The organism is Baekduia sp. (assembly GCF_035685985.1).
In the GTDB taxonomy this organism is placed as follows: domain Bacteria; phylum Actinomycetota; class Thermoleophilia; order Solirubrobacterales; family Solirubrobacteraceae; genus Baekduia.
In genome coordinates, this window is the sequence record NZ_DASRZV010000008.1 from 108,860 (window position 1) to 128,769 (window position 19,910).

The following is a 19,910-nucleotide window of genomic DNA, read 5'->3' on the forward strand; positions in this document are numbered from 1 at the left end:
GCGAACATGTGTTCGGTTCGCATGATCGTCGCCGTTCTCCTCTCCCGCTTCGAGCTCGTCATCGCCGCCGGCGGCCGCGAGGCGCTGGCGCGCGGTCCAGCGGCGCTCGCGCCGGAGCCCGGGCGCGAGCAGCGTGTGGGGGAGGTGTCGTCCTCGGCGGAGGGGTTCGGGATCCACAAGGGGATGCGGTTGGGCGAGGCGCTGGCGCGCTGCCCCGCGCTGGCGCTGATCCCGCCGGACCCGATGGGCGTCGCCGACGCGTGGGAGAAGGTGCTCGCGCGCCTGGAGTCGGTCGGCGCGGCGGTCGAGAGCGAGACGCCCGGGCTGGCGTTCTTCGACGCGTCGTCGCTGGCGCGGCTGCACGGTGGCGGGGGAGACCCCGCGACGGCCTTGCAGGCGCGCGCGTCGTCCGGCGCGCCGCCATGGCTGGCGGGCGTCGTAGCGGCGGTGCGGGCGGCGCTGCGCCTGCCCGCGCGGATCGGCGCGGGTCCGTCGCGGTTCTGCGCGCTGGCGGGCGCGGTGAAGGCGCGCTCGCGGCGCGTCGAGGTCGTCGACGGCGCGCGCGGGTTGGCGTCCGAGCCGGTGGCGCTGCTGCGGCGTCGACCGGAGGTCGCCTCCACGGTGGAGCCGCTGATGCGTCTCGGCGTGACGACGCTGGGGCAGCTGGCGGCGCTGGGCCGACCGGTCGTCGCGGACCGCTTCGGTCGCGTCGGCGAGCACGCGCACGATCTCGCGTGCGGGAAGGACGACGAGCTGCGGCCGCGCCTGCCGGGCGAGGTGCTGGAGGAGGTCCTGGAGCTGCCGGAGTCGGCGTCGGGCGTGCAGTTGGAGCGCGCGCTGGTGCTGTTGGTGGACCAGCTGCTGGCGCGGCGCGAGCGTCGCGGGCGGACGCTGCGCGCCGTCGTGCTGGGCGCGCGCCTGGTCGAGGGCGGGACGTGGCGGGAGCGCATGGTCTTCCGCGAGCCGCTGGCCGACGGGGCGCGGATGCGCCTCGCGCTCGGGCAGAAGCTGGTGCTGCTGCCCGCGCCGGCCGAGTCGCTGCGGCTGACCGTCGAGCGCTTCGGGCCCTCCGGCGCCGGCGCCCACGCGCTGTTCGACGACGGCTCCGCCGCGCGCACCGCCCGCATGCGCGAGGCGATCCGCCAGGCCCGCGCGGTCGCCGGCCCCGAGGCCGCCCTGCGCGTCCTGGCCGTCGACCCCGACTCGAGGGTTCCCGAGCGCCAGGCGGTTCTGGCGCCCTATGAGCTGTAAGGCCGCGGGGTCGTGACCGGTCCGCGCCGCATCAACGTCCCGCTGCCCGCGACCGTCCGCGCCGACGGCCGCGGCCGCCCGCTCGCGGTCGACGGCCGCGCGGTCGACGCGGTCCGCGAGTCCTGGCTGGTCGAGGACCGCTGGTGGACCGACGCGCCGCTGCGCCGCCGCTACTGGGAGGTCGTCACGACGCACGGCGACCTCGTCGTGCTGTTCCGCGAGCTCGACCAGGTCGGGGGCTGGTACCGGCAGCGCTGATCCGTGACGAACGCATGCTGTTCCGGCACAGGTTCTCCGAGACCGTGGGGGCTTGGTGCCTTCACGTCCGCAACGCCGTCTCCTCCGCGATCGGGGTCAGGCCTCGCTCGAATGGCTGGCCGTCGTCGCGCTGGTCGCCTCCTTGATGGCGCTGGGCGCCGGCCTGGCGCAGGCCGACGCCGTCGGGCGCCGCGTCACGCGCGAGATGGCGCGGGCCCTGTGCCTCGTCCGCGGGGGCGACTGCCGGCGGGACCAGGAGCCGTGCGTGACGTCGTCGGAGGCGGATCGCTCCACATGGACGGCGGGGATCCTGATCTTCCGCTACAGCCACGATGGCATCGGGATGCTCGAGCAGCAGTCCGACGGGACCTACGCGGTCACCGTCGGGCACGCGAGCTCCGGCGGCGCGGAAGGCGAAGCCGGGTTCGGTGGCAGCGTGAACCTCGGCAAGCTGAACGCGTCGTTCGGTGGGGCCGTGACCGCGACGTTGCTCGGCCGCCTGGAGGACTCTCGCACCTGGATCGTGGGATCGAAATCCGAGGCGCAAGCGATTCTCAAGGCCGGTGGCGCCTCGCGCGCGCCGGATCGCACCAGCAGCGATCGCGCCTGGTTGCCGTCGGCGGGAGCGTCGGTCGAAGGCGGCGTGCGCGGGCTCATGGACGCCAAGCTCAAGATCCTCGATGCCGCGGCGAGCTGGGGCCAGCACGCGGGGACGGTCACCGACCACCGAACCGGACGGCAGACGACCTACGTCGACGCCAAGCTGTCGGCCTCGCTGAGCGTGCTCGAGGGGGTCCTGGGCTCCGCCACCGGTGACGCGAACGAGGTCTACGCCGTCGAGCGCGCCCCGGACGGTCGCCCGTTGGCGCTGCGGATCACCGCGACCGGCTCGTTCGCGGGCTCGCGCGACCTGCCGTCGGTCGTCCAGTCGATCGCCGGTCGCCTCGAGGTGCCGGGCGCCGAGCGCTACGAGGTCACCGCGACGCTCGATCTCGGCGACCCCTCGGCGCTCGACGCGACCATCGAGCTGCTCGATGACATCGCGCGCAAGCGGGGTCGCGCGAAGCCGTCCGCGGAGCTGCGCCGGCTCGTGGAGTCGAGCGGGACCGTCGAGGCGCGGATGTTCTCGACCAGCGACGCCACCGGCGGCGAATACGGCGCCGGCTTCGACCTGGGCACCCGCATCGTCGACGTCAGCCACGAGAGCGAGCATCATGGGCAGCGGCTCCTCGCCGCCGCCTCCCGCGGCCTCGACGGCCAGTGGATCGCCCGGGAGGACTGCGTCTGATGGGCCGCTCAGCGCGCGTCCGGCGGTGCCGCCTTCATGAGCTCCGCCGACTGGCCGTGCGGGGTGACTCCGTCCACGACCTGTGCGAACATGTGTTCGTGTCGTACGTCGAGCTCCATTGCCATTCGGCCTTCTCGTTCCTGGACGGCGCCTCGCTGCCCGAGGAGCTGGTCGCGGCGGCGCTGGATCGCGGCCACGAGACGCTCGCGCTGACCGACCACAACACCGTCTCGGGGTCGATGGAGTTCGCGCAGGCCGCGTCGTCGCTGGGGCTGCGGGCGGTCCACGGGGCGGAGATCGATCTCGTCGACGCCCACACCGCGCGCGAGCGGCGCGAGGGCGCGATCCTGCGCGACGAGGAGCGGGAGGCGTGCTGGTCGCGCCACGTCACGCTGCTGGTCCGCGACGCCACGGGCTGGCGCAACCTCTGCCGCCTGCTCACGCGGGCCCACGCGCACACGCGCGACACGCCCGGGCGACGGCGCGTGCTCGGGCCGCTGCTGACGATCGACGACCTCGCCGAGCATGCCGAGGGCCTGGTCTGCCTGTCGGGGTGCGCCGACCACGGGGTCCACGACGAGCCGACCGCCCGCGCGCTGCTGGCCGTCTTCGGGCGCGACGCGTTCCGGGTCGAGCTGCAGCGGCCGTTCCATCGCGACGACCGCGCCCGCAACCGCGAGCTGGCCGACCTCGCCGGGCGTCTGGGCGTGCCGTGCGTGGCGACCGGCAACGTCCACGCGCACGAGCCCGCGCGGGCGCGCCTGCAGGACGCGTTCGTGGCGATCGCCCAGCACACGACGCTCGACGCGTCCGAGCCGCTGCGGCGCGGCAACCACACGCACGTGCTCGCGTCGCCGGCCGCGATGGCCGCGCGCTTCGAGGACCATCCGGACGCCGTCGCCGAGAGCGCGCGCCTGGCGGCCACGCTGCGGTTCGACCTCACCGCCGACCTCGGCTACCGCTATCCCGGCGCCGAGGACGCCGCCGCCGACCGCAAGCTCGCGAAGGTCTGCGCGTCGCTGTTCGACGGCCGCTATCCGTCCGGATCCGCGCTGCGCGCCGAGGCGACCGCCCGGCTGGAGCAGGAGCTGAAGCTGATCCGGACCCTCGACCTGTCGGGGTTCTTCCTGCTGCACCACGAGATGCTCGAGCTGGCGCGCGAGGTCGCCGCCGAGGTCCGCGGGGGCGGGGCCGCGCGCGGGCTGATGCCGCCGGGCCGCGGGCGCGGGTCCTCGGTCTCCTCGATCGTCTGCTACCTCACCGGCCTCTCGCACATCGACCCGATCGCCAACGACCTCTTCCTCGGGCGCTTCCTCAACGAGGAGATCACCGCGCTGCCCGACATCGACCTCGACTTCCCGCGCGACGTGCGCGCGGTGCTGATCCCGCGCGTCCACGAGCGCTTCGGGCCGGAGAAGTCGGCGCTCGTCGCGGCGTTCCCGACCTACCGCGCGCGCGGCGCGATCCGCGAGCTGGGCAAGGCCTTGGGGTTGCCGCCGGGGGAGATCGAGCGCGTCGCACGGTCCTCGGAGGCGTACTCGGCGCAGACGGTGGACCACGACATCGCGGTCGCCCTCGGCGAGGGGCGCGTGAAGGCGGACCCACCCACCCGCTGGCGGTGGCTGGCCGATCTGTCGAGCGAGGCGCACGGCCTGCCGCGCCACCTCAGCCAGCACTCGGGCGGGATGGTCGTCGCGACGCGGCCGCTGATCGACTGCTGCCCGGTCGTGCCCGCCGCGATGGAGGGCCGCCAGATGGTCATGTGGGACAAGGACTCCTGCTCGGACGCGGGCTTCCTGAAGATCGACCTGCTCGGCCTCGGGATGCTGTCGGCGGTCGAGCGCTGCGTGGAGATGGTCCACGCCCGCCGCGGGGAGCGGATCGACCTGTCGCGGATCCCGATGGACGACAAGGCGACGTTCGAGTGCATCCAGAACGCCGAGACCACCGGCGTCTTCCAGATCGAGTCGCGCGCCCAGATGGGATCGCTGCGGCGCACGCGCCCGGAGACGCTGCAGGATCTCACGATCCAGGTCGCGATCGTCCGCCCGGGACCGATCGTCGGTGGGGCGATCAACCCCTACATCGAGCGTCTGCAGCGCCTGCGCGCCGATCCCACCTACGAGGTGCCCTACGAGCACCCGTCGCTGAAGGAGATCCTCGCCGACACGCTCGGGACGATCATCTTCCAGGACCAGGTCATCGAGGTCGCGATGTCATTCGCGGGGTTCTCGCCCGGCGAGGCGGAGGGCCTGCGGCGGGCGATGTCGCGCAAGCGGTCGGACGCGGCGATCGAGGCCTACCGTGACCGCTTCGTCCGCCGCGCGATGACGCGATGGGACGACGTCGACGAGGACCTCGCCCAGCGCATCTGGGACATGGTCAAGGGCTTCTCGGGCTTCGGCTTCCCCAAGGCCCACGGCGCGGCGTTCGGGCTGCTGGCCTACCAGTCGACGTGGCTGCGGGTCCACTACGGCACCGAGTTCCTGGCCTCGCTGCTGGACGAGCAGCCGATGGGCTTCTACCCGCCCGACTCGCTCGTCCACGAGGCCCAGCGGCGCGGGATCGTCGTGCTGCCGCCGGACGTCAACGCCAGCGCGGTGGAGTGCACGGTCGTCGACGCCGACGAGGCCGGCACGCCCGGCGTGCGGATCGGCCTGGGCTACGTGATGGGCGTGCGCGAGGACGACGTGACGGCGCTGGTCGCCGCGCGCGAGGAGGCGGGGGCGTTCCGGACGATCGAGGACCTCGCGTCGCGCGCGGGGGCGGGGCGGGCGGCGCTGGAGCAGCTGGCGTGGTCGGGCGCCTGCGACGCGCTGGCGGACGGCGCGCGACGCCGCGCGCTGTGGGAGCTGGGCGTGGCCGCGCCCGGCAAGCGCCTGCTGACGTCGGTGGTCGGCGCCTCCGGGCGACGCCTCCGGACCGACCACGGGACGCAGCTCGCGCTGCCGCTGGACGTGGGGGCGGCCCCGGCGCTGGCGGCGCTCACCGGCTGGGAGGCGATGATCGCCGACTACACGACGACCGGGCTGACGACCTCGACGCACCCGCTCGGCCTGCTGCGCGACGAGCTGCAGGCCAAGGGCATGGTCACCAGCGGCGATCTCAGCCGCCTGCGCCACGGGTCGCCGGTCCGCATCGGCGGCCTCGTCGTCGCCCGTCAGCGGCCGGGGACCGCCAAGGGCGTCTGCTTCATGTTGCTGGAGGACGAGACCGGGACCGTCAACCTCGTCGTCCCGCCCAACGTCTACGAGCGCGACCGCACCATCGTGCGGGCCGAGCCGCTGGTCGTCGCCGAGGGCGTCCTGGAGCGGCACGCCTCGGCGGGCGGCGCGATCAACGTCGTCTGCCACCGCCTCGCCCGCCTCGACGCGACCGGCCACCTCAGCGCCCGTCCGGCCGCCGACGTCGCGACGCCGCACCTCACCTCGGTCACCGGCGGCTCCACCGACCCGCTCGCCGCCGACGTGGTCACGGTCAAGGACTTCTCGATGCTCGACGCCATCGAGCGCGCGCGCCAGGACGCCCGCGGCGCCGCCGAGGCCGACGACGCCACGGCGCCGGCGTCCACGCCCAGGGCTGCGCCCACGCCCTTGCGCCCCGCGGCCGTCGAGGACGACGACGACCTCGCCGCGACCGGCACCGACGACTTCCGCGCCGTCGCGCCTGCCGTCCAGAGCTTCGCGTCCGGGCGCCGCCGTTGAGCACTTCGACCGCCTCCACCGACCGCGGCCGGCGCCCTCGATCCGCCGGTTCGGCAGTCCGGTTCCACGGTCCGGACTTGATTTGTGCCCCGGGTCTCCGGATAGGGTCACGCTCGTGATCGGGACCCTGGTGTTCGTCCTCGCGTTCCTGGCGATCGGCCTTTCGGTCGTGCTGGCGGCGATGCGCAGTGGCCGGCCTCCCGCCGGCTCAAAGACCGAAACGCGCGCGACGCGCCGCGCATGGGGCGTCGGCCTGGGGGTCGTCATCGTCCTGCTCGGCATCGCCGTTCCGGCGGTGGTCCTCATCACCAACGGCGACGACCACGCCAGCCAGGGCATCGGCGGCGTCGAGCTCACGAGCGCGCAGACCAACGGCCGCGCGCTGTTCGCCAAGAACTGCGCGACCTGCCACTCGCTCGCCGGCTCCGGCGCGGTGGGTCGCGTCGGCCCGGACCTCGACACGCTCAACGGCGGCGACCTCAAGCCCGCCTTCGTCCTCGACGCCATCCAGAACGGCCGCGCTCGCGGCAACGGCCAGATGCCCGCCGACCTGCTGTTCGGCAACGAGGCGAAGGACGTCGCCGAATACGTCAGCACCGTCGCCGGTCGCTGATCTGAGCGCCGCCTCGCCGCGCCTGGCGGCACGCGGCGGTGCTTGACGGGCTGGCGCCCGCCTGCGCACGCCGCGCACCGCCAGGCACGACGATTCGGGGCTCAGATCAGCGACCGGGCCCGGGCCGGAGGGCGCCGGGGGGCCCAAGGGGCGGGCGATGCGAGGCGTCGTCGCTCGACGGGGCGTCGCGGCCGCGGCTTGTCAAGAGCGGATTCGCACGAGGTTGGGAAGTCGTCGGAGCATCGGTTTGGCGAAGTCAAGCGACGGTTTCCCGCAGGTTGCGGCGTCATTCCGTCCGACGCGTGCCTGACTATCCCGTCAGTTGGCGTTTGCCATAACTCTGCGAACTAGCAGGGAATTTCGACGTTGCTACGATGCCGCCGTTCACAACCGCTGAATCCTCGCCAGGGTGACCTGTCGTGGAGCGGGGGACCCATGTTGGTTTGGGGCGAATCGCCTTCGCGTAGCGCCGCTCTTTCGGCGCGAGCCCGTCAGCTAACCCCGTAAGCCCAAGGAAGAGGACCGAGAACACGTCATGCCATCGACGGACGCGCCCAACTGGTGGGCCGATGTGCAGCAGGAGCGCGAGGATCTCGCCGGCTCTGGCCGTCGCCCGGCCGATGACTGGCTCGGCGAGGACATCGACTTCGTCCCGCGCCGCCGCATGACGCGTGAGCGCGCCGCCGCACCCGCCTCCGCCGCACCTGGCGCCGCGCCGCTCGACGACCGCCTCGCCGCCGCCTCCTCCGCGTCCGACGACGCCGACCTCGGCGCCGCCCACAACCTGCACGGCGTCTTCGTCCCGGCCCCCGGCGCCGACGCCGCGACGACCCGCACCGTCGAGCTGGTCGCCGACGATGACGCCTACGCCTACGACGACCCGCGCGCGTCCCGCCGCCGCGTCGCCACGACCGCCTCCGGCACCGGGACCGGCACCGCGACCGCGCGCACGATCGAGCTGCTGACCGACGACGCGCCCGCCGAGGGCCCGGCGCCCACCGGCGCGGTCGACCACGACCCGGCGCACCTCAGCGCCGCCGACGACCCGTTCGCGTCCCCGCCGCCGCCCGTCGGCGTCCGTCGCACCGTCCAGATCAAGGGCCGCCCGACCGAGGCCGGTCGCCTCGCGACGATCGCCCAGCGCTCGATGGCCCAGCGCCATCGCGGCCGGTCGGCCTCCGACCGCGTCGGCCACCGCCCCGACCGCATCGCGCTCTGGGCCGTCGCGCTCGGCGCGATCCTCATCCTCCTGGCCGCGATGACGTCCTCCTCGCAGGCCGCGGTCCGCCACGCCAAGGCCGCCGCGCCCGCCGCCGTCACCGCGAAGGTCGCCCACACGGCCACGCACGTGTCGCCGGCCTCGACGGTGCGCCCGCACCGCTAGCGCGCCGCGGCCACGAACTGCCCGCGCACGCCGTCGTTCGGCCACCCGGCGCGCGCCGCAGCACCACGCAGGACGCCCGACACGATCGCCTCGGCGGTCGTGTCCGGCTGCCCACATCACGGTCCCGGCACCGCGCCGCACCTCGACACGAGGGCGGTCGGCTTCCGACCGGCGTGACACCCGCGATCCTCTAGGGTCCCGGCAATGAGTGACTCGCCCCGGACCGTGGAGGACGTCAAGGCGCTCGTCGACGAGCATCGGCTGCGGTTCATCCGCTTCTGGTTCACCGACGTCCTCGGGCAGCTGAAGTCGTTCAGCATCAACTCGGCCGAGCTCGACGACGCGTTCGAGAACGGCATGGGCTTCGACGGCTCCTCGATCACCGGCTTCAACGCCATCGAGGAGTCCGACATGGTGGCCATGCCGGACCCGTCGACCTTCGCGATCCTCCCGTGGCGCCCGGAGGAGCAGGGCGTCGGGCGCGTCTTCTGCGACATCCTGACCCCGGAGCGCACGCCCTACGAGGGCGACCCGCGCCACGTGCTGCGCCGCGCGCTGGAGCGGATGCAGCAGATGGGCTTCGACACCTTCAACGTCGGTCCCGAGCTGGAGTACTTCCTGTTCAAGGACAAGAACGGCACCGAGGTCCTCGACGAGGGCGGCTACTTCGACCTCACCACGCTGGACGCCGGCTCCGACGTGCGCCGCGAGACCGTCATCGCGCTGGAGCAGCTCGGCATCCACGTCGAGTACTCCCACCACGAGGTCGGGCCGAGCCAGCACGAGGTTGACATGCGCTACGCGCCCGCCCTCAAGATGGCCGACGACTGCATGACCTACAGGATCACGGTCAAGGAGTACGCCATGAAGTACGGCTGGCATGCCACGTTCATGCCCAAGCCGCTCTTCGGCGAGAACGGGTCCGGCATGCACACGCACATGTCGCTCTTCAAGGACGGCAAGAACGCGATGTTCGACGCCGACGACCCGTACTTCCTCAGCGACGTCGGCAAGGCCTTCATCGCCGGCCAGCTCAAGCACGCGCGCGAGCTGTCCTCGATCTTCGCCCAGTGGGTCAACTCCTACAAGCGGCTCGTCCCCGGCTACGAGGCGCCGGTCTACGTCGCCTGGTCGCGGCGCAACCGCTCCGCGCTCGTCCGCGTGCCGCTCTACCACCCCGGCAAGGAGAAGGGCACGCGCATGGAGCTGCGCTGCCCGGACCCCGCGTGCAACCCCTACCTCACGTTCGCCGCGCTGCTGCAGGCCGGCCTCGAGGGCATCGAGAAGGGCTACGAGCTGCCCGAGCCGATGGAGAAGAACCTGTACCACCTGTCGCCCGACGAGCGCAAGCGCCTCGGGATCGAGCAGCTGCCCGAGACGCTCGGCGAGGCCGTCGAGCTGACCGCCGAGTCCGAGCTGGTCCTGCGCACGCTCGGCGAGCACATGTTCAACCGCTTCATCGAGATCAAGCGCCAGGAGTGGGAGGACTACCGCGTGCAGGTCACGCAGTGGGAGCTCGACCGCTACCTGCCGGTCCTCTAGACCAACCGCACGCGCGCGTCGCCCAGCGACGCGCGCGCGACGACCGCCAGCCCGCGGTCGCGCGTGAGGAGGATGCCGTCGCGGACCTGCTCGGTGAGCGCGACGTAGGCGGCGTCGTAGGTGTTCAGGTTGTGGCGCAGCTCCCAGATCCGCTGTTGCAGGGAGCCGACGGTGCTCAGGACGAGGCGCATGTTCCCGAGGTCTCGGACCGCCCGCTCTGCTCGCGCGGGGGTCAAGCGCTTGCCGCGTTCCAGGCCGCGGAGCGCGCTGAGGACCTCCATCTCCGTGAACGAGGGGCAGTACAGCGGATCGGCTCTGCTCCGCGCGCCGTTCGTCACCGCTTCGACGGCCTCGGGAACGTCGAGGAGGAAGTCGGTGAGCACCGACGCGTCGGCGATCCTCACCCGCGGCGATCGCGTTCGGCGCGGATGAGCTCGACGCTCGACGGGCCCGTGTAGGGCTCCTCGCGCTCGTGGATCCTGCGCGCCAGCTCGGCGAACGTGGGCCGGTCGGCGAGCTCCATCAGGCGCCATAGGAGGTATTCGTTCAGCGACTGCCCCGACTCGGCGGCCTCGACCTTCAATCGCCGGTGGACCTCCTCCGGCACGTTGCGAATCTGGACGGTGGCCACGCGGGCGATGCTAGCGGTGTGCATGCAGTGCATGCAAACTGCCGGCACCGGGGCTGGGCGCGGCCGGCTACCCGCCGAGCAGCTCGCGCAGCGCCTCCGGCTCCGTCACCGGCAGCCGGCACGCGAAGCCCTGACACACGTAGGCCGCGGCGCGGCCGTCCACCGGCGTCCGGCCCTCCATCAGCGGCACGCCGTCGCCCGGCGGTCCGGCGACCACCACGCCCGGCCGCAGCGCCTCGCGAACGACCGCGGCGAGCGACGCGACGTCCTCGCCCGCCAGCGCCACCTCGTGCCGCTCGCCGAGCACCCACTCCAGCGCGATCAGCGCCTGCGCGAACGCCTGCGGGTGCTTGCCGAGGTACGGCGCCACCAACCGCAGATGCGACTCCGCGGCCTCCGCGTACCGCGCCTCGCCCGTCAGCGCCGCCAGCCGCAGCAGCCCGACCGCCGCCGACGAGGCCCCCGACGGGATCGGCGCGTCCTCGATCTCCCGGCGCCGGACCAGCAGCTCCTCGTGGTCGGCGGACGTCGAGAAGAACCCGCCGGCGCCGGCGCCGCCCCCGCCGAACCGCGCCAGCATCGTGTCGGCCAGCGCCCGCGCCTCGCCGAACCAGCGCGGGTCGAACGTCGCCTCGTACAGCGCCAGCAGCGCCTCGACCATGAACGCGTGGTCCTCGAGGTAGGCGTTCAACTTGCCTTCCCCGTCCTTCCACGTGCGCAGCAGCCGCCCGTCGGCGTCGCGCATCGATCCCAGCACGAACTCCGCGGCGTCGGCCGCGCACGCCACCAGATCGGGGCGCGACAGGACCGCGCCCGCCTCGGCGAACGCGTGGATGGCCAGGCCGTTCCACGCCGCCAGCCGCTTGTCGTCCAACCCCGGCCGCACCCGCGCCGAGCGGGCGCCGAAGAGCGCCCGGCGCACGCGCCCGCGCACCTCGGCCGGCGGCTCGGGCCCGCGCGCGGTCAGCACGTTCAGGCCCGCCACGGGGTGGTGCGGGTCCACGAAGTTCCCGTCCTCGGTCACGCCCAGCCACGCGACCGCGGCCTCGAAGTCCTCGACGCCGACCGCCGCGCGGACCTCGTCGACCGTCCACACGTAGAACTTGCCCTCGACGCCCTCGGAGTCCGCGTCCAGCGCCGACAGGAACCCGCCCTCGGGCCCGCGCAGCTCGCGCGCGACGAACTCCAGCGTCTCCTCGCACACGCGCCGGAACAGCGGCTCGCCGGTCATCAGCCAGCCGTGCAGGTAGGCCCGCGCCAGCAGCGCGTTGTCGTACAACATCTTCTCGAAGTGCGGGACCGTCCAGTCGGCGTCGACCGCGTAGCGCGAGAAGCCGCCGCCGACCTGGTCCCACAGCCCGCCGCGCGCCATCGCCCGCAGCGTCGCGCCGGCCATGTCGCCGGCCTTGGTCGCGAGCGGCGACGTCCCGCGCGCGGCGACGATCCACAGCAGCCGCAGCACCGACGACGGCGGGAACTTCGGCGCGCCCCCGAAGCCGCCGTCGGTCGCGTCGAACGAGCCCCGCAGCGCGCGCACCGCCTCGTCCACGGCGTCGTCCGGCAGCCCCGGGGCCGGGGCCAGCGCGGCCGACCGCCCCAGCGCCTCGGCCATGCGCGCGCCCTGGGCGACGATCTCGTCGCGCTGCGTCCGCCACGCCTCGGCGACCGCGGCCAGCACGGCCGGCCACGCGGGCATGCCCTGCCGGACGTCCGGCGGGAAGTACGTGCCGCCGTAGAACGGCACCTGGTCGGGCGTCAGGAACACGTTCAGCGGCCACCCGCCGGAACCCGTCATCAGCTGCACGGCCTCCATGGCGAGCGCGTCGACGTCCGGCCGCTCCTCGCGGTCGACCTTGACGCAGACGAAGTGGTCGTTCATGACCCGCGCGATCGCCGGATCCTCGAACGACTCGCGCTCCATCACGTGGCACCAGTGGCACGACGAGTAGCCGATCGAGACGAGCAGCGGACGGTCCAGCTCGCGCGCGGCCGCGAGCGCCTCCGGCCCCCACGGCCGCCAGTCGACCGGGTTGTCCTTGTGCTGCAGCAGATAGGGCGAGGTCTCGGACGCCAGGGCGTTCGCCATGGCGTCCGACACTACCCGCCTATCGCTTGGCCAGAAGCTCGGGCTTCGCCAGCACGGACCTGATCGACGGCAGCGACGAGCGCAGCGACGCCGAGGCGGCGAGCGTGACCTTCTTGCCGCCCAGCGTGCCGTTGACCGCGCCGGACGCGCTGATCTTCAGCGTGCCGCGCAACGCGCCGCCGCCGTGGATCGTCACCTTCGCGTTGCGGTTCTCGTCGACCGTCCCGCTCACCACCACGCCCTTGACGTACTGGTAGGCGTTGAGCCGGAACGACCCGCTCTTGTTGATGGTCGCGTTGCCGGCGCGCAGGCCGCCGACGTGGTGCGGCAGGGCGCCGAGCGCCAGCGCGTCGCCGATGATCTGGCGTGCCGCGTCGGTCACGGTCGCCTCGGCGGCGATGATCGTCCGCTTGGACGCGCTCGACGCCTTGATCGCCTTGAGACCCGTCGGCGGCCGCGGGGTCGGCGCGTACGGGTTGCTCGACGCCGCGCACGGCGTCGGCGCGCCGCCGGCGAAGAACGTCGACAGCGCGGTCTTCGTGCAGGCGCTGTCCTCGGTCAGGTCGCTGCTGACCGTCGAGTGGCCGGTGTTGGGCACTTCGACGACCGAGGCGCCGGGGATCCGCTGCGCGATCTGCGCGGCGTCCTCGTAGGGCGTGCGCAGGTCCATCTGGCCGTCGAGCACGAGCGTGCGGACGGGCGGCAGCGGCGCCGAGGCCACCGGCGCGGGCGACGCGTCCGGCCAGCCCAGGCAGTACGGGACCGGCCCGCCCCCCACGGCGGCGGCGGGGGAGAACGGCCCGAGCTGCGCCTTGGGGATCTGCTTGGCGGCGGCGGTGATCTCGGCGTAGCGCTGCTCGGCGCCCGCGGCGCGCGTCCACGCGAACGGCGCCTCCTCGCAGGTCGTCGCCAGGAACAGGGCGTCGGAGTCGCCGCCCTCGCTCTGGTGGCCGGTGAGCTTCAGGCCCGTCGTCAGGCCCTCCGAGCGCACCGCCAGGCGCAGCAGCGGCGACGCGTCGTCGCGCAGCGCGGCGCGCATCGACCCGGGCAGCTCGGCGCGCAGCGTCGGGTTCAGGTCGCCGGCCAGCAGGATCGCCAGCAGGTCGTCCTGGCCCATCGACAGCGACGTGCGCTTGCCCGACGACAGGACGACCTTGCCCTTCAGCGACTTCTTGCGCAGCTTGGACGTCAGCGACGACAGGTCGCGGGTGACGCTGTCGGTCGCGCCGCGGCACGCCTTGCCGGCGCACAGGTCGCGCAGCACGCGGGGCGCGCTGGACATCGTCGAGCGCTGGAACGGGTCCGGGCCCTCGGGCAGGACGACCGAGTCGAGCACGAGCGCCTCGACGTTCTGCGGGTAGGCGGCCGCGTAGTCCTCGGCGACCTTCGTGCCGTAGGAGACGCCGAACAGCACGAGCTTGGAGTAGCCGTTGGCGACGCGCAGCGCCTCGATGTCCTGGACGCTGTCGGCGGTCCGGTAGAACCCGCGCTGCGGCCCGATCTGGTTGGCGCAGCTCGCGGCGATCTTCACGATCGACCCGCGCTGGCTCAGCGCCGGGCAGTTGAGCGCGCCCGAGGCGCCGGTGCCGCGCTGGTCGAAGACGAGCAGGTCGCGGTCGGCGATCGCCGGGGCGAGCACCGAGGCGAACGTCGACTTGAGCGGCAGCGCCGCCTGGCCGGGGCCGCCGGCCAGCGGGACGACCGCGACGTTGTTGGGGTTGCTCGCGGCCCTCACGCGCGCGACCGAGAGCGTGACGTTGGCGCCCGCGGGGTTGGCGCGGTCCAGCGGGACGGGGAGCGTCGAGCACTCGTAGCCCGCGGGCTGACACGCCGCCCAGGGCAGCGCGGCGGACGCTCCGGTGGGGGCGAGCGCGCACGCGAAGGCGGCGAGCGCACCGGTCAACACGACGGAGCGGAACGGGCGTCGGGCGAGCATGAGGCGCGGACGGTAGCGTCCGTGGCCGCCCCACGTCGAAGGAGAATGCTCAAGATGTCTGCCGATCGCCAGCCCGTCACCGCCGAGAACGCTCCCGCGGCGGTCGGTCCCTACAGCCACGCCGTCCGCTCGGGCGGCTTCCTGTTCCTTTCCGGGCAGATCCCGCTGGACCCGGCCACCGGCACGCTGGTCGAGGGCGACATCGGCGAGCAGACGCGCCAGTGCCTGCGCAACATGGAGGCGGTCTGCGCGGCGGCGGGCGCCTCGCTGGGCGACGTCGTGCGCTGCGGCATCTACGTGACCGACATGTCCACCTTCGGCGCGGTCAACGACGCCTACTCGGAGTTCTTCTCCGACCACAAGCCCGCGCGCTCGACGATCGGCGTCGCGTCGCTGCCGGTCGGCGCGCAGGTCGAGATCGACGCGATCGTCGCGCTGGCCTCCTAGGCGAGCGGACCGGACCGTGGTCACCGCCGACGACATCGCCCGCGCCCAGGCCGCGGTCGCCGACGTCGCGCGCCACACGCCGGTGCTCCCGTCGGCGACGCTGAGCGAGCGCTGCGGGGGCGACGTGGTGCTGAAGGCCGAGTCGCTGCAGCGCACCGGCAGCTTCAAGATCCGCGGCGCGCTGAACCGGCTCGCGGCGCTCGGCGACGGCTGCGCGCGCGGGGTGGTCTGCGGCAGCGCGGGCAACCACGCGCAGGCGCTGGCCCACGCGGCGCGGGCGCGCGGCGTGCCGTGCGAGGTCTTCATGCCCGACGGCGCGCCGATCGCCAAGCTCGAGGCGGCGTCGGAGCTGGGCGCCCGCGTGGTGGTCGGCGGCGCGTCGGTCGACGACTGCATCGCGGCGGCCCAGGCGCGCGCCGAGGAGTCCGGGATGGCGTTCGTGCATCCGTTCGACGACCCGGACGTCGTCGCGGGGCAGGGGACGCTCGGGCTGGAGCTGCTGGCCGACGTCCCGGCGCTGTCGACGGTCGTCGTCCCGGTCGGCGGCGGCGGGCTGGCCTCGGGCATCGCGATCGCGGTCAAGTCGGTGCGGCCGGAGGTCCGGGTGGTGGGCGTGCAGGTCGACACGGTGGCCGCGTATCCGGCGTCGCTGGAGGCCGGACGTCCGATCGCGGTGCACGGCGCGCTGACGATCGCCGACGGGATCGCGGTCAAGCGGCCGGGCGAGCTGACGCTGAAGCTCATCGGCCAGTGGCTGGACGACGTCGTGACGGTGCCCGAGGACGAGGTCGCCGAGGCGATGGTGCTGTTGATGGAGAAGGCCAAGCTCGTGGTCGAGGGCGCGGGCGCGGTCGGCGTCGCGGCGCTGCTGGGCGGCGAGGTGCCCGCGGCCTCGCACGGCACGACGTGCGTCGTCCTGAGCGGCGGCAACGTCGACGCCGGGCTGCTGGCGACGGTCGCGCGCCGACACGAGACCGAGATGGGGCGCCGGCTGGTGCTGCTGACGCGCGTGCCGGACCGCCCGGGCGCGCTGGCGCGCCTGCTGGACTGCGTGGCGGCGACGGGCGCCAACCTCGTGGAGGTCTCGCACCTGCGCGAGGGGATCGACCTGCACGTGCGCGAGACCGCGGTGCAGCTGACGATCGAGACGCGCTCGCGCGAGCACGCCGACGGCGTGGTGACCGCCGTGCGCGAGGCGGGCTACGGCGTCACGCGCCACACGGAAGAGGTCTGAGACGGCTTCCCACGCGGTTCCCGCTCTTTGCGGGACGCCGCGTGCGTGACCTCCGGCGGGTGTGCTTGCATCCGGCGGTCCATGGCACAGGTCGATCAGCTGCAGGAAGCCGAAGAGCAGGTCGCGCAGATGCGCGAGGAGGCGGCGCGGTCCGCCAAGGAGGAGGCCACGGCCGACCTCCAGAGGTCGCCGCTGAGCGACACCGCGACCAAGGCGCACAAGACGGTCGAGGCGCCGCTGTCGCAGGTGCGCACGATGGTCAACATGCGCGTCGGCCAGCTGCCGGACCTGCACGACCTGGCGGTCTCGATCAAGGAGACCGGCCTGCTGCACCCGCCGCTGGTGCGCGCCACGGGCGAGGACGACGTCCCCTACGAGCTGCTGGCCGGGCGCCGGCGCTTCGGGGCGATGACGCTGCTCGACGAGGCCGAGGGCCCGCGCGAGGGCGGCTGGCGCTTCACGCTGATCGACGGGATCAGCAAGCGCGAGGCGCTGACGATGCAGTTCGCCGAGAACTTCCACCAGTCCAAGCCGGAGCCGGTGCAGTTCGCGCGCGCCGCCCGGGCGATCATGGCCGAGGACCCGTCGCTGACGGCGGCCGAGGTCTCGCGGATGGTCGGCGCGCCGCTGGCCTGGACGCGCAAGTCGCTGAAGCTCCTGGACCTGCCCGAGAACGTCGTCCAGCGCGTGGAGGAGGGCGACCTGAGCTTCACGGTCGCCGACATCGTCCGGCGCGGGATCGCGCGCGGCGACGTGTCCGCCGAGGAGGCCTCCGAGCTGGTCGAGCAGCACGCGGCCGGGGAGATCTCCGGCGGTGCCCTGAAGCTCGGCGTCGGCTACGTGCCGCCCAAGCCCAAGAACTACGAGGAGGAGTCGAAGAAGCTCGACGAGGCCCGCTGGGCGGCCAACCGGGAGAAGGGCCTGGGCAAGGACCAGGACGCCGAGCAGCGCGACTGGGACTCGTCGTCGAGCGGGGGCGGGGCCAACGGATCGCAGGGCGGCCCGATCCGCGACGCCTCGGAGCTGCTGAGCAGCGAGCCGCGGATCGTCGCGACCTACGGCCCGGGCAGCGAGCGGAGCGCCGGCGGCGACGGCCCGATCGAGGTCGCCGTCGAGGACCTCGACGCCTACATCCTGGGCCTCGTGCTCTCCCGCGTGGCCACCGCCGCCCACCGCGAGCACCTCGGCGTCGAGGGCGGCCACGAGGCCACCCAGGAGTACGCCTTCTCGCTGCACCCCGAGCGCCGCCTGGAGATCCTCCGCGCGCTGTCCGCCGAGATCCTCGCCGCCGACCCGCTGCCGCCCAAGCCGCTGCGGTCGGTGCTGGCCGCCTAGCGCCCGCCCGCCCGCGCACGCTCGCGCTCTCCGCGGCCGCCCCCGAGGCGGCCGCGGAGAGCGCACCGAGCAGCGTGCCCTACTCCGGCGTCACGTAAGCGCCGGAGATGCCGCCGTCGACCAGGAACGTCGAGGCGGTCATGAACGAGGACTCGTCGGAGGCCAGGAAGAGCACGCCGTTGGCGATCTCCTCGGCCTTGCCGAAACGGCCCATGGGCACGTGGACGAGGCGCCGGGCGGCGCGCTCGGGGTCCTTGGCGAACAGCTCCCGCAGCAGCGGCGTGTCGACCGGGCCGGGGCAGAGCGCGTTGACGCGCACGCCCTGGCGCGCGAGCTCCACGCCCAGCTCGCGCGAGAGCGCCAGCACGCCGCCCTTGGACGCCGTGTAGCTGATCTGCGACGTCGCCGCGCCGAGGATCGCCACGAACGACGCGGTGTTGATGACCGAGCCGCCGCCGGCGTTCAGCAGGTGGGGGATGCCGTGCTTGCAGCAGAAGAACACCGACTTGAGGTTGACGTCCTGCACGCGCTGCCACGCCTCGTAGGTCGTCTCCAGCACGGACGTGTCGTCGTCGGGCGAGATGCCGGCGTTGTTGAACAGCACGTCGACGTGCCCGTACTCCTCGGCCGCGCGGTCGTACATGGCCTTGACCGCGTCCTCGTCGGTCACGTCGACGGCCAGCGACAGGTCGCCCGGGGCGCCCTCCAGCAGGTCGACGCCCACGACCTTCGCGCCCTCCCGCTGGAAGACCTCGACGGTCGCGGCGCCGATCCCGCCCGCCGCGCCCGTCACCACGGCGACCTTCCCTTCCAAACGACCCGGCACTCAGTTCCCTTCCGTGTTCATGAAGATGGTCTTGACCTCGGTGTAGGCGTCGGTCGCGTGGGGGCCCAGCTCGCGCCCGTACCCCGACTGCTTGAACCCGCCGAACGGCGTCGTCACCCGCACCGAGCTGTTGGAGTTGATCGACAGGTTGCCGGATTCCAGGGCGCGGGCGACGCGCAGCGCCTTGGCACCGTCGCGCGTCCACACCGACCCGCTCAACCCGTAGATGGTGTCGTTGGCCTTGGCGATGGCGTCCGCCTCGGAGTCGAAGGGGACGACCACCGCGACCGGCCCGAAGATCTCGTCGACGGCCGCCGGATGGTCCTCGGGCACCGGCCACAGCACGGTCGGCGGGAACCAGAAGCCCGGCCCGTCCGGCACGCGGCCGCGGATCGCGACCTCCGCGTCGCCGTTCACGAACGAGGCCACGGCCTCGCGCTGCCCCGCGCTGATCAACGGCCCCATCTCGGTGGCCTCGTCCAGCGGATCGCCGACGCGGATCGCCTCGACCGCGCCCTTGAGCACCGACAGGAACTCGTCCACCGCCGACCGCTGCACGAGGATCCGCGACCGCGCGCAGCAGTCCTGGCCCGCGTTGTCGAACACCGCCCACGGCGCCGCCTTGGCCGCCGCCTCGACGTCGGCGTCGGCGAACACGACGTTGGCCGACTTGCCGCCCAGCTCCAGCGTCACGCGCTTGATCGTCTCCGACGCGCCCGCGGCGATCGACCGGCCCACGGCCGTCGAGCCCGTGAACGCGATCTTCGCCACGTCGGGATGGGCGACCAGCCGCGCCCCGCACTCGCGCCCCGGGCCCGCGACGACGTTGACGACGCCCTCGGGCAGCCCGGCCTCCAGCGCCAGCCGGGCGAAGCGCAGCGCGGTCAGCGGCGTCAGCTCGGCGGGCTTCAACACCACCGTGTTGCCCGCCGCCAGCGCGGGCGCCATCTTCCACGACGCGATCGCCAGCGGGAAGTTCCACGGCGTGATCAGCCCGACGACGCCCATCGGCTCGCGGACGGTGAGGACCATGCCGCCCGCGACCGGGATCGTCTCGCCGTGCGGCCGCTCCGGCGCGCCGCTGAAGTAGCGGAACGTCTCGATCGCCATCCCGATCTCGCCGCGCGCGCTGCCGATCGGCTTGCCGGCGTTGCGGGCCTCGAGCACCGCCAGCTCCTCGTGGTGGTCCTCCATCATCGCGACCAGGCGCCGGAGCAGCCGCGCGCGGTCGCCCGGGGCGACCGCCCGCCACGCCGGGAACGCGGCCTTGGCCGCCGCGACGGCGGCGTCGACCTCGTCGACGCCGCCGCGCGGGATGGTGTCGAGGATCTCCTCGGTGGCGGGCTCCAGGACGTCGAGGGTCTCGGTCACGGTC

At 73.6% G+C, this 19,910-nt stretch carries 16 protein-coding genes and 1 riboswitch; of the genes, 10 read left to right on the top strand and 6 right to left on the bottom strand.

Annotation, left to right across the window (positions count from 1 at the left end):
- Positions 1 to 21: 21 nt before the first annotated feature.
- The 7 genes from VFG42_RS02910 to VFG42_RS02940 all read left to right on the top strand — a co-directional run bounded on the left by VFG42_RS02910 (position 22) and on the right by VFG42_RS02940 (position 10,040).
- Positions 22 to 1,251: a hypothetical protein gene (locus VFG42_RS02910; RefSeq protein WP_324905069.1), complete on the top strand. Its 1,230-nt coding sequence runs from the start codon at positions 22 to 24 to the stop codon at positions 1,249 to 1,251.
- 12 nt (positions 1,252 to 1,263) lie between these two features.
- Positions 1,264 to 1,509, top strand: a complete 246-nt coding sequence (locus VFG42_RS02915; RefSeq protein ID WP_324905071.1) for a hypothetical protein — start codon at positions 1,264 to 1,266, stop codon at positions 1,507 to 1,509.
- A gap of 55 nt (positions 1,510 to 1,564) precedes the next feature.
- The gene (locus VFG42_RS02920) at positions 1,565 to 2,797 is read left to right on the top strand and encodes a hypothetical protein (protein ID WP_324905073.1); all 1,233 of its coding nucleotides are present in this window, start codon (positions 1,565 to 1,567) and stop codon (positions 2,795 to 2,797) included.
- 98 nt (positions 2,798 to 2,895) lie between these two features.
- On the top strand, positions 2,896 to 6,501 hold the full coding sequence (locus VFG42_RS02925) for a DNA polymerase III subunit alpha (protein WP_324905075.1): 3,606 nt from the start codon (positions 2,896 to 2,898) through the stop codon (positions 6,499 to 6,501).
- Positions 6,502 to 6,616: 115 nt separating this feature from the next.
- Positions 6,617 to 7,114 carry a cytochrome c gene (locus VFG42_RS02930; protein ID WP_324905077.1) on the top strand — a complete coding sequence of 166 codons (498 nt, stop codon included), beginning with the start codon at positions 6,617 to 6,619 and terminating at the stop codon, positions 7,112 to 7,114.
- A 381-nt stretch (positions 7,115 to 7,495) separates the two neighbouring features.
- Positions 7,496 to 7,639: riboswitch (cyclic di-AMP (ydaO/yuaA leader) on the top strand.
- A gap of 10 nt (positions 7,640 to 7,649) precedes the next feature.
- Positions 7,650 to 8,498 (top strand): hypothetical protein, encoded by an 849-nt coding sequence (locus tag VFG42_RS02935; RefSeq protein WP_324905079.1) that lies wholly within the window; start codon positions 7,650 to 7,652, stop codon positions 8,496 to 8,498.
- A 204-nt stretch (positions 8,499 to 8,702) separates the two neighbouring features.
- Complete coding sequence (locus tag VFG42_RS02940; RefSeq protein WP_324905081.1) at positions 8,703 to 10,040, top strand: glutamine synthetase family protein; 1,338 nt, start codon at positions 8,703 to 8,705, stop codon at positions 10,038 to 10,040.
- On the opposite strand, the gene VFG42_RS02945 is transcribed toward VFG42_RS02940, so the two are convergent.
- From VFG42_RS02945 to VFG42_RS02960, 4 genes are all read right to left on the bottom strand, one after another.
- Positions 10,037 to 10,444 (bottom strand): type II toxin-antitoxin system VapC family toxin, encoded by a 408-nt coding sequence (locus VFG42_RS02945; protein ID WP_324905083.1) that lies wholly within the window; start codon positions 10,442 to 10,444, stop codon positions 10,037 to 10,039. The two genes, VFG42_RS02940 and VFG42_RS02945, sit on opposite strands and share 4 nt — an antisense overlap.
- The gene (locus VFG42_RS02950) at positions 10,441 to 10,671 is read right to left on the bottom strand and encodes a FitA-like ribbon-helix-helix domain-containing protein (RefSeq protein WP_324905085.1); all 231 of its coding nucleotides are present in this window, start codon (positions 10,669 to 10,671) and stop codon (positions 10,441 to 10,443) included. The genes VFG42_RS02945 and VFG42_RS02950 overlap by 4 nt, the downstream gene beginning before the upstream one ends.
- Positions 10,672 to 10,738: 67 nt before the next feature.
- A complete protein-coding gene (locus VFG42_RS02955) occupies positions 10,739 to 12,757 on the bottom strand; it encodes a thioredoxin domain-containing protein (RefSeq protein ID WP_324905087.1) in 2,019 nt (672 codons plus the stop codon).
- A 19-nt stretch (positions 12,758 to 12,776) separates the two neighbouring features.
- Positions 12,777 to 14,693, bottom strand: coding sequence for an alpha/beta fold hydrolase (locus tag VFG42_RS02960; protein WP_324905089.1), 1,917 nt, complete (start codon positions 14,691 to 14,693; stop codon positions 12,777 to 12,779).
- A gap of 54 nt (positions 14,694 to 14,747) precedes the next feature.
- On the opposite strand from VFG42_RS02960, the gene VFG42_RS02965 reads away from it, so the two are divergent.
- From VFG42_RS02965 to VFG42_RS02975, 3 genes are all read left to right on the top strand, one after another.
- Complete coding sequence (locus VFG42_RS02965; protein ID WP_324905091.1) at positions 14,748 to 15,140, top strand: RidA family protein; 393 nt, start codon at positions 14,748 to 14,750, stop codon at positions 15,138 to 15,140.
- A 16-nt stretch (positions 15,141 to 15,156) separates the two neighbouring features.
- Positions 15,157 to 16,374, top strand: a complete 1,218-nt coding sequence (ilvA, locus tag VFG42_RS02970; RefSeq protein ID WP_324905093.1) for a threonine ammonia-lyase — start codon at positions 15,157 to 15,159, stop codon at positions 16,372 to 16,374.
- Between the two features lie 81 nt (positions 16,375 to 16,455).
- Entirely contained in the window at positions 16,456 to 17,709 is a 1,254-nt protein-coding gene (locus VFG42_RS02975) for a ParB/RepB/Spo0J family partition protein (RefSeq protein WP_324905095.1), read from the top strand.
- Positions 17,710 to 17,788: 79 nt separating this feature from the next.
- Here the strand turns inward: VFG42_RS02975 and VFG42_RS02980 are convergent, their stop codons facing one another.
- Both VFG42_RS02980 and VFG42_RS02985 read right to left on the bottom strand, forming a co-directional pair.
- On the bottom strand, positions 17,789 to 18,535 hold the full coding sequence (locus VFG42_RS02980) for a 3-oxoacyl-ACP reductase (protein ID WP_324905097.1): 747 nt from the start codon (positions 18,533 to 18,535) through the stop codon (positions 17,789 to 17,791).
- Positions 18,536 to 19,906, bottom strand: coding sequence for an aldehyde dehydrogenase family protein (locus tag VFG42_RS02985; RefSeq protein ID WP_324905099.1), 1,371 nt, complete (start codon positions 19,904 to 19,906; stop codon positions 18,536 to 18,538). It abuts the gene before it with no gap.
- Positions 19,907 to 19,910 lie beyond the last annotated feature (4 nt).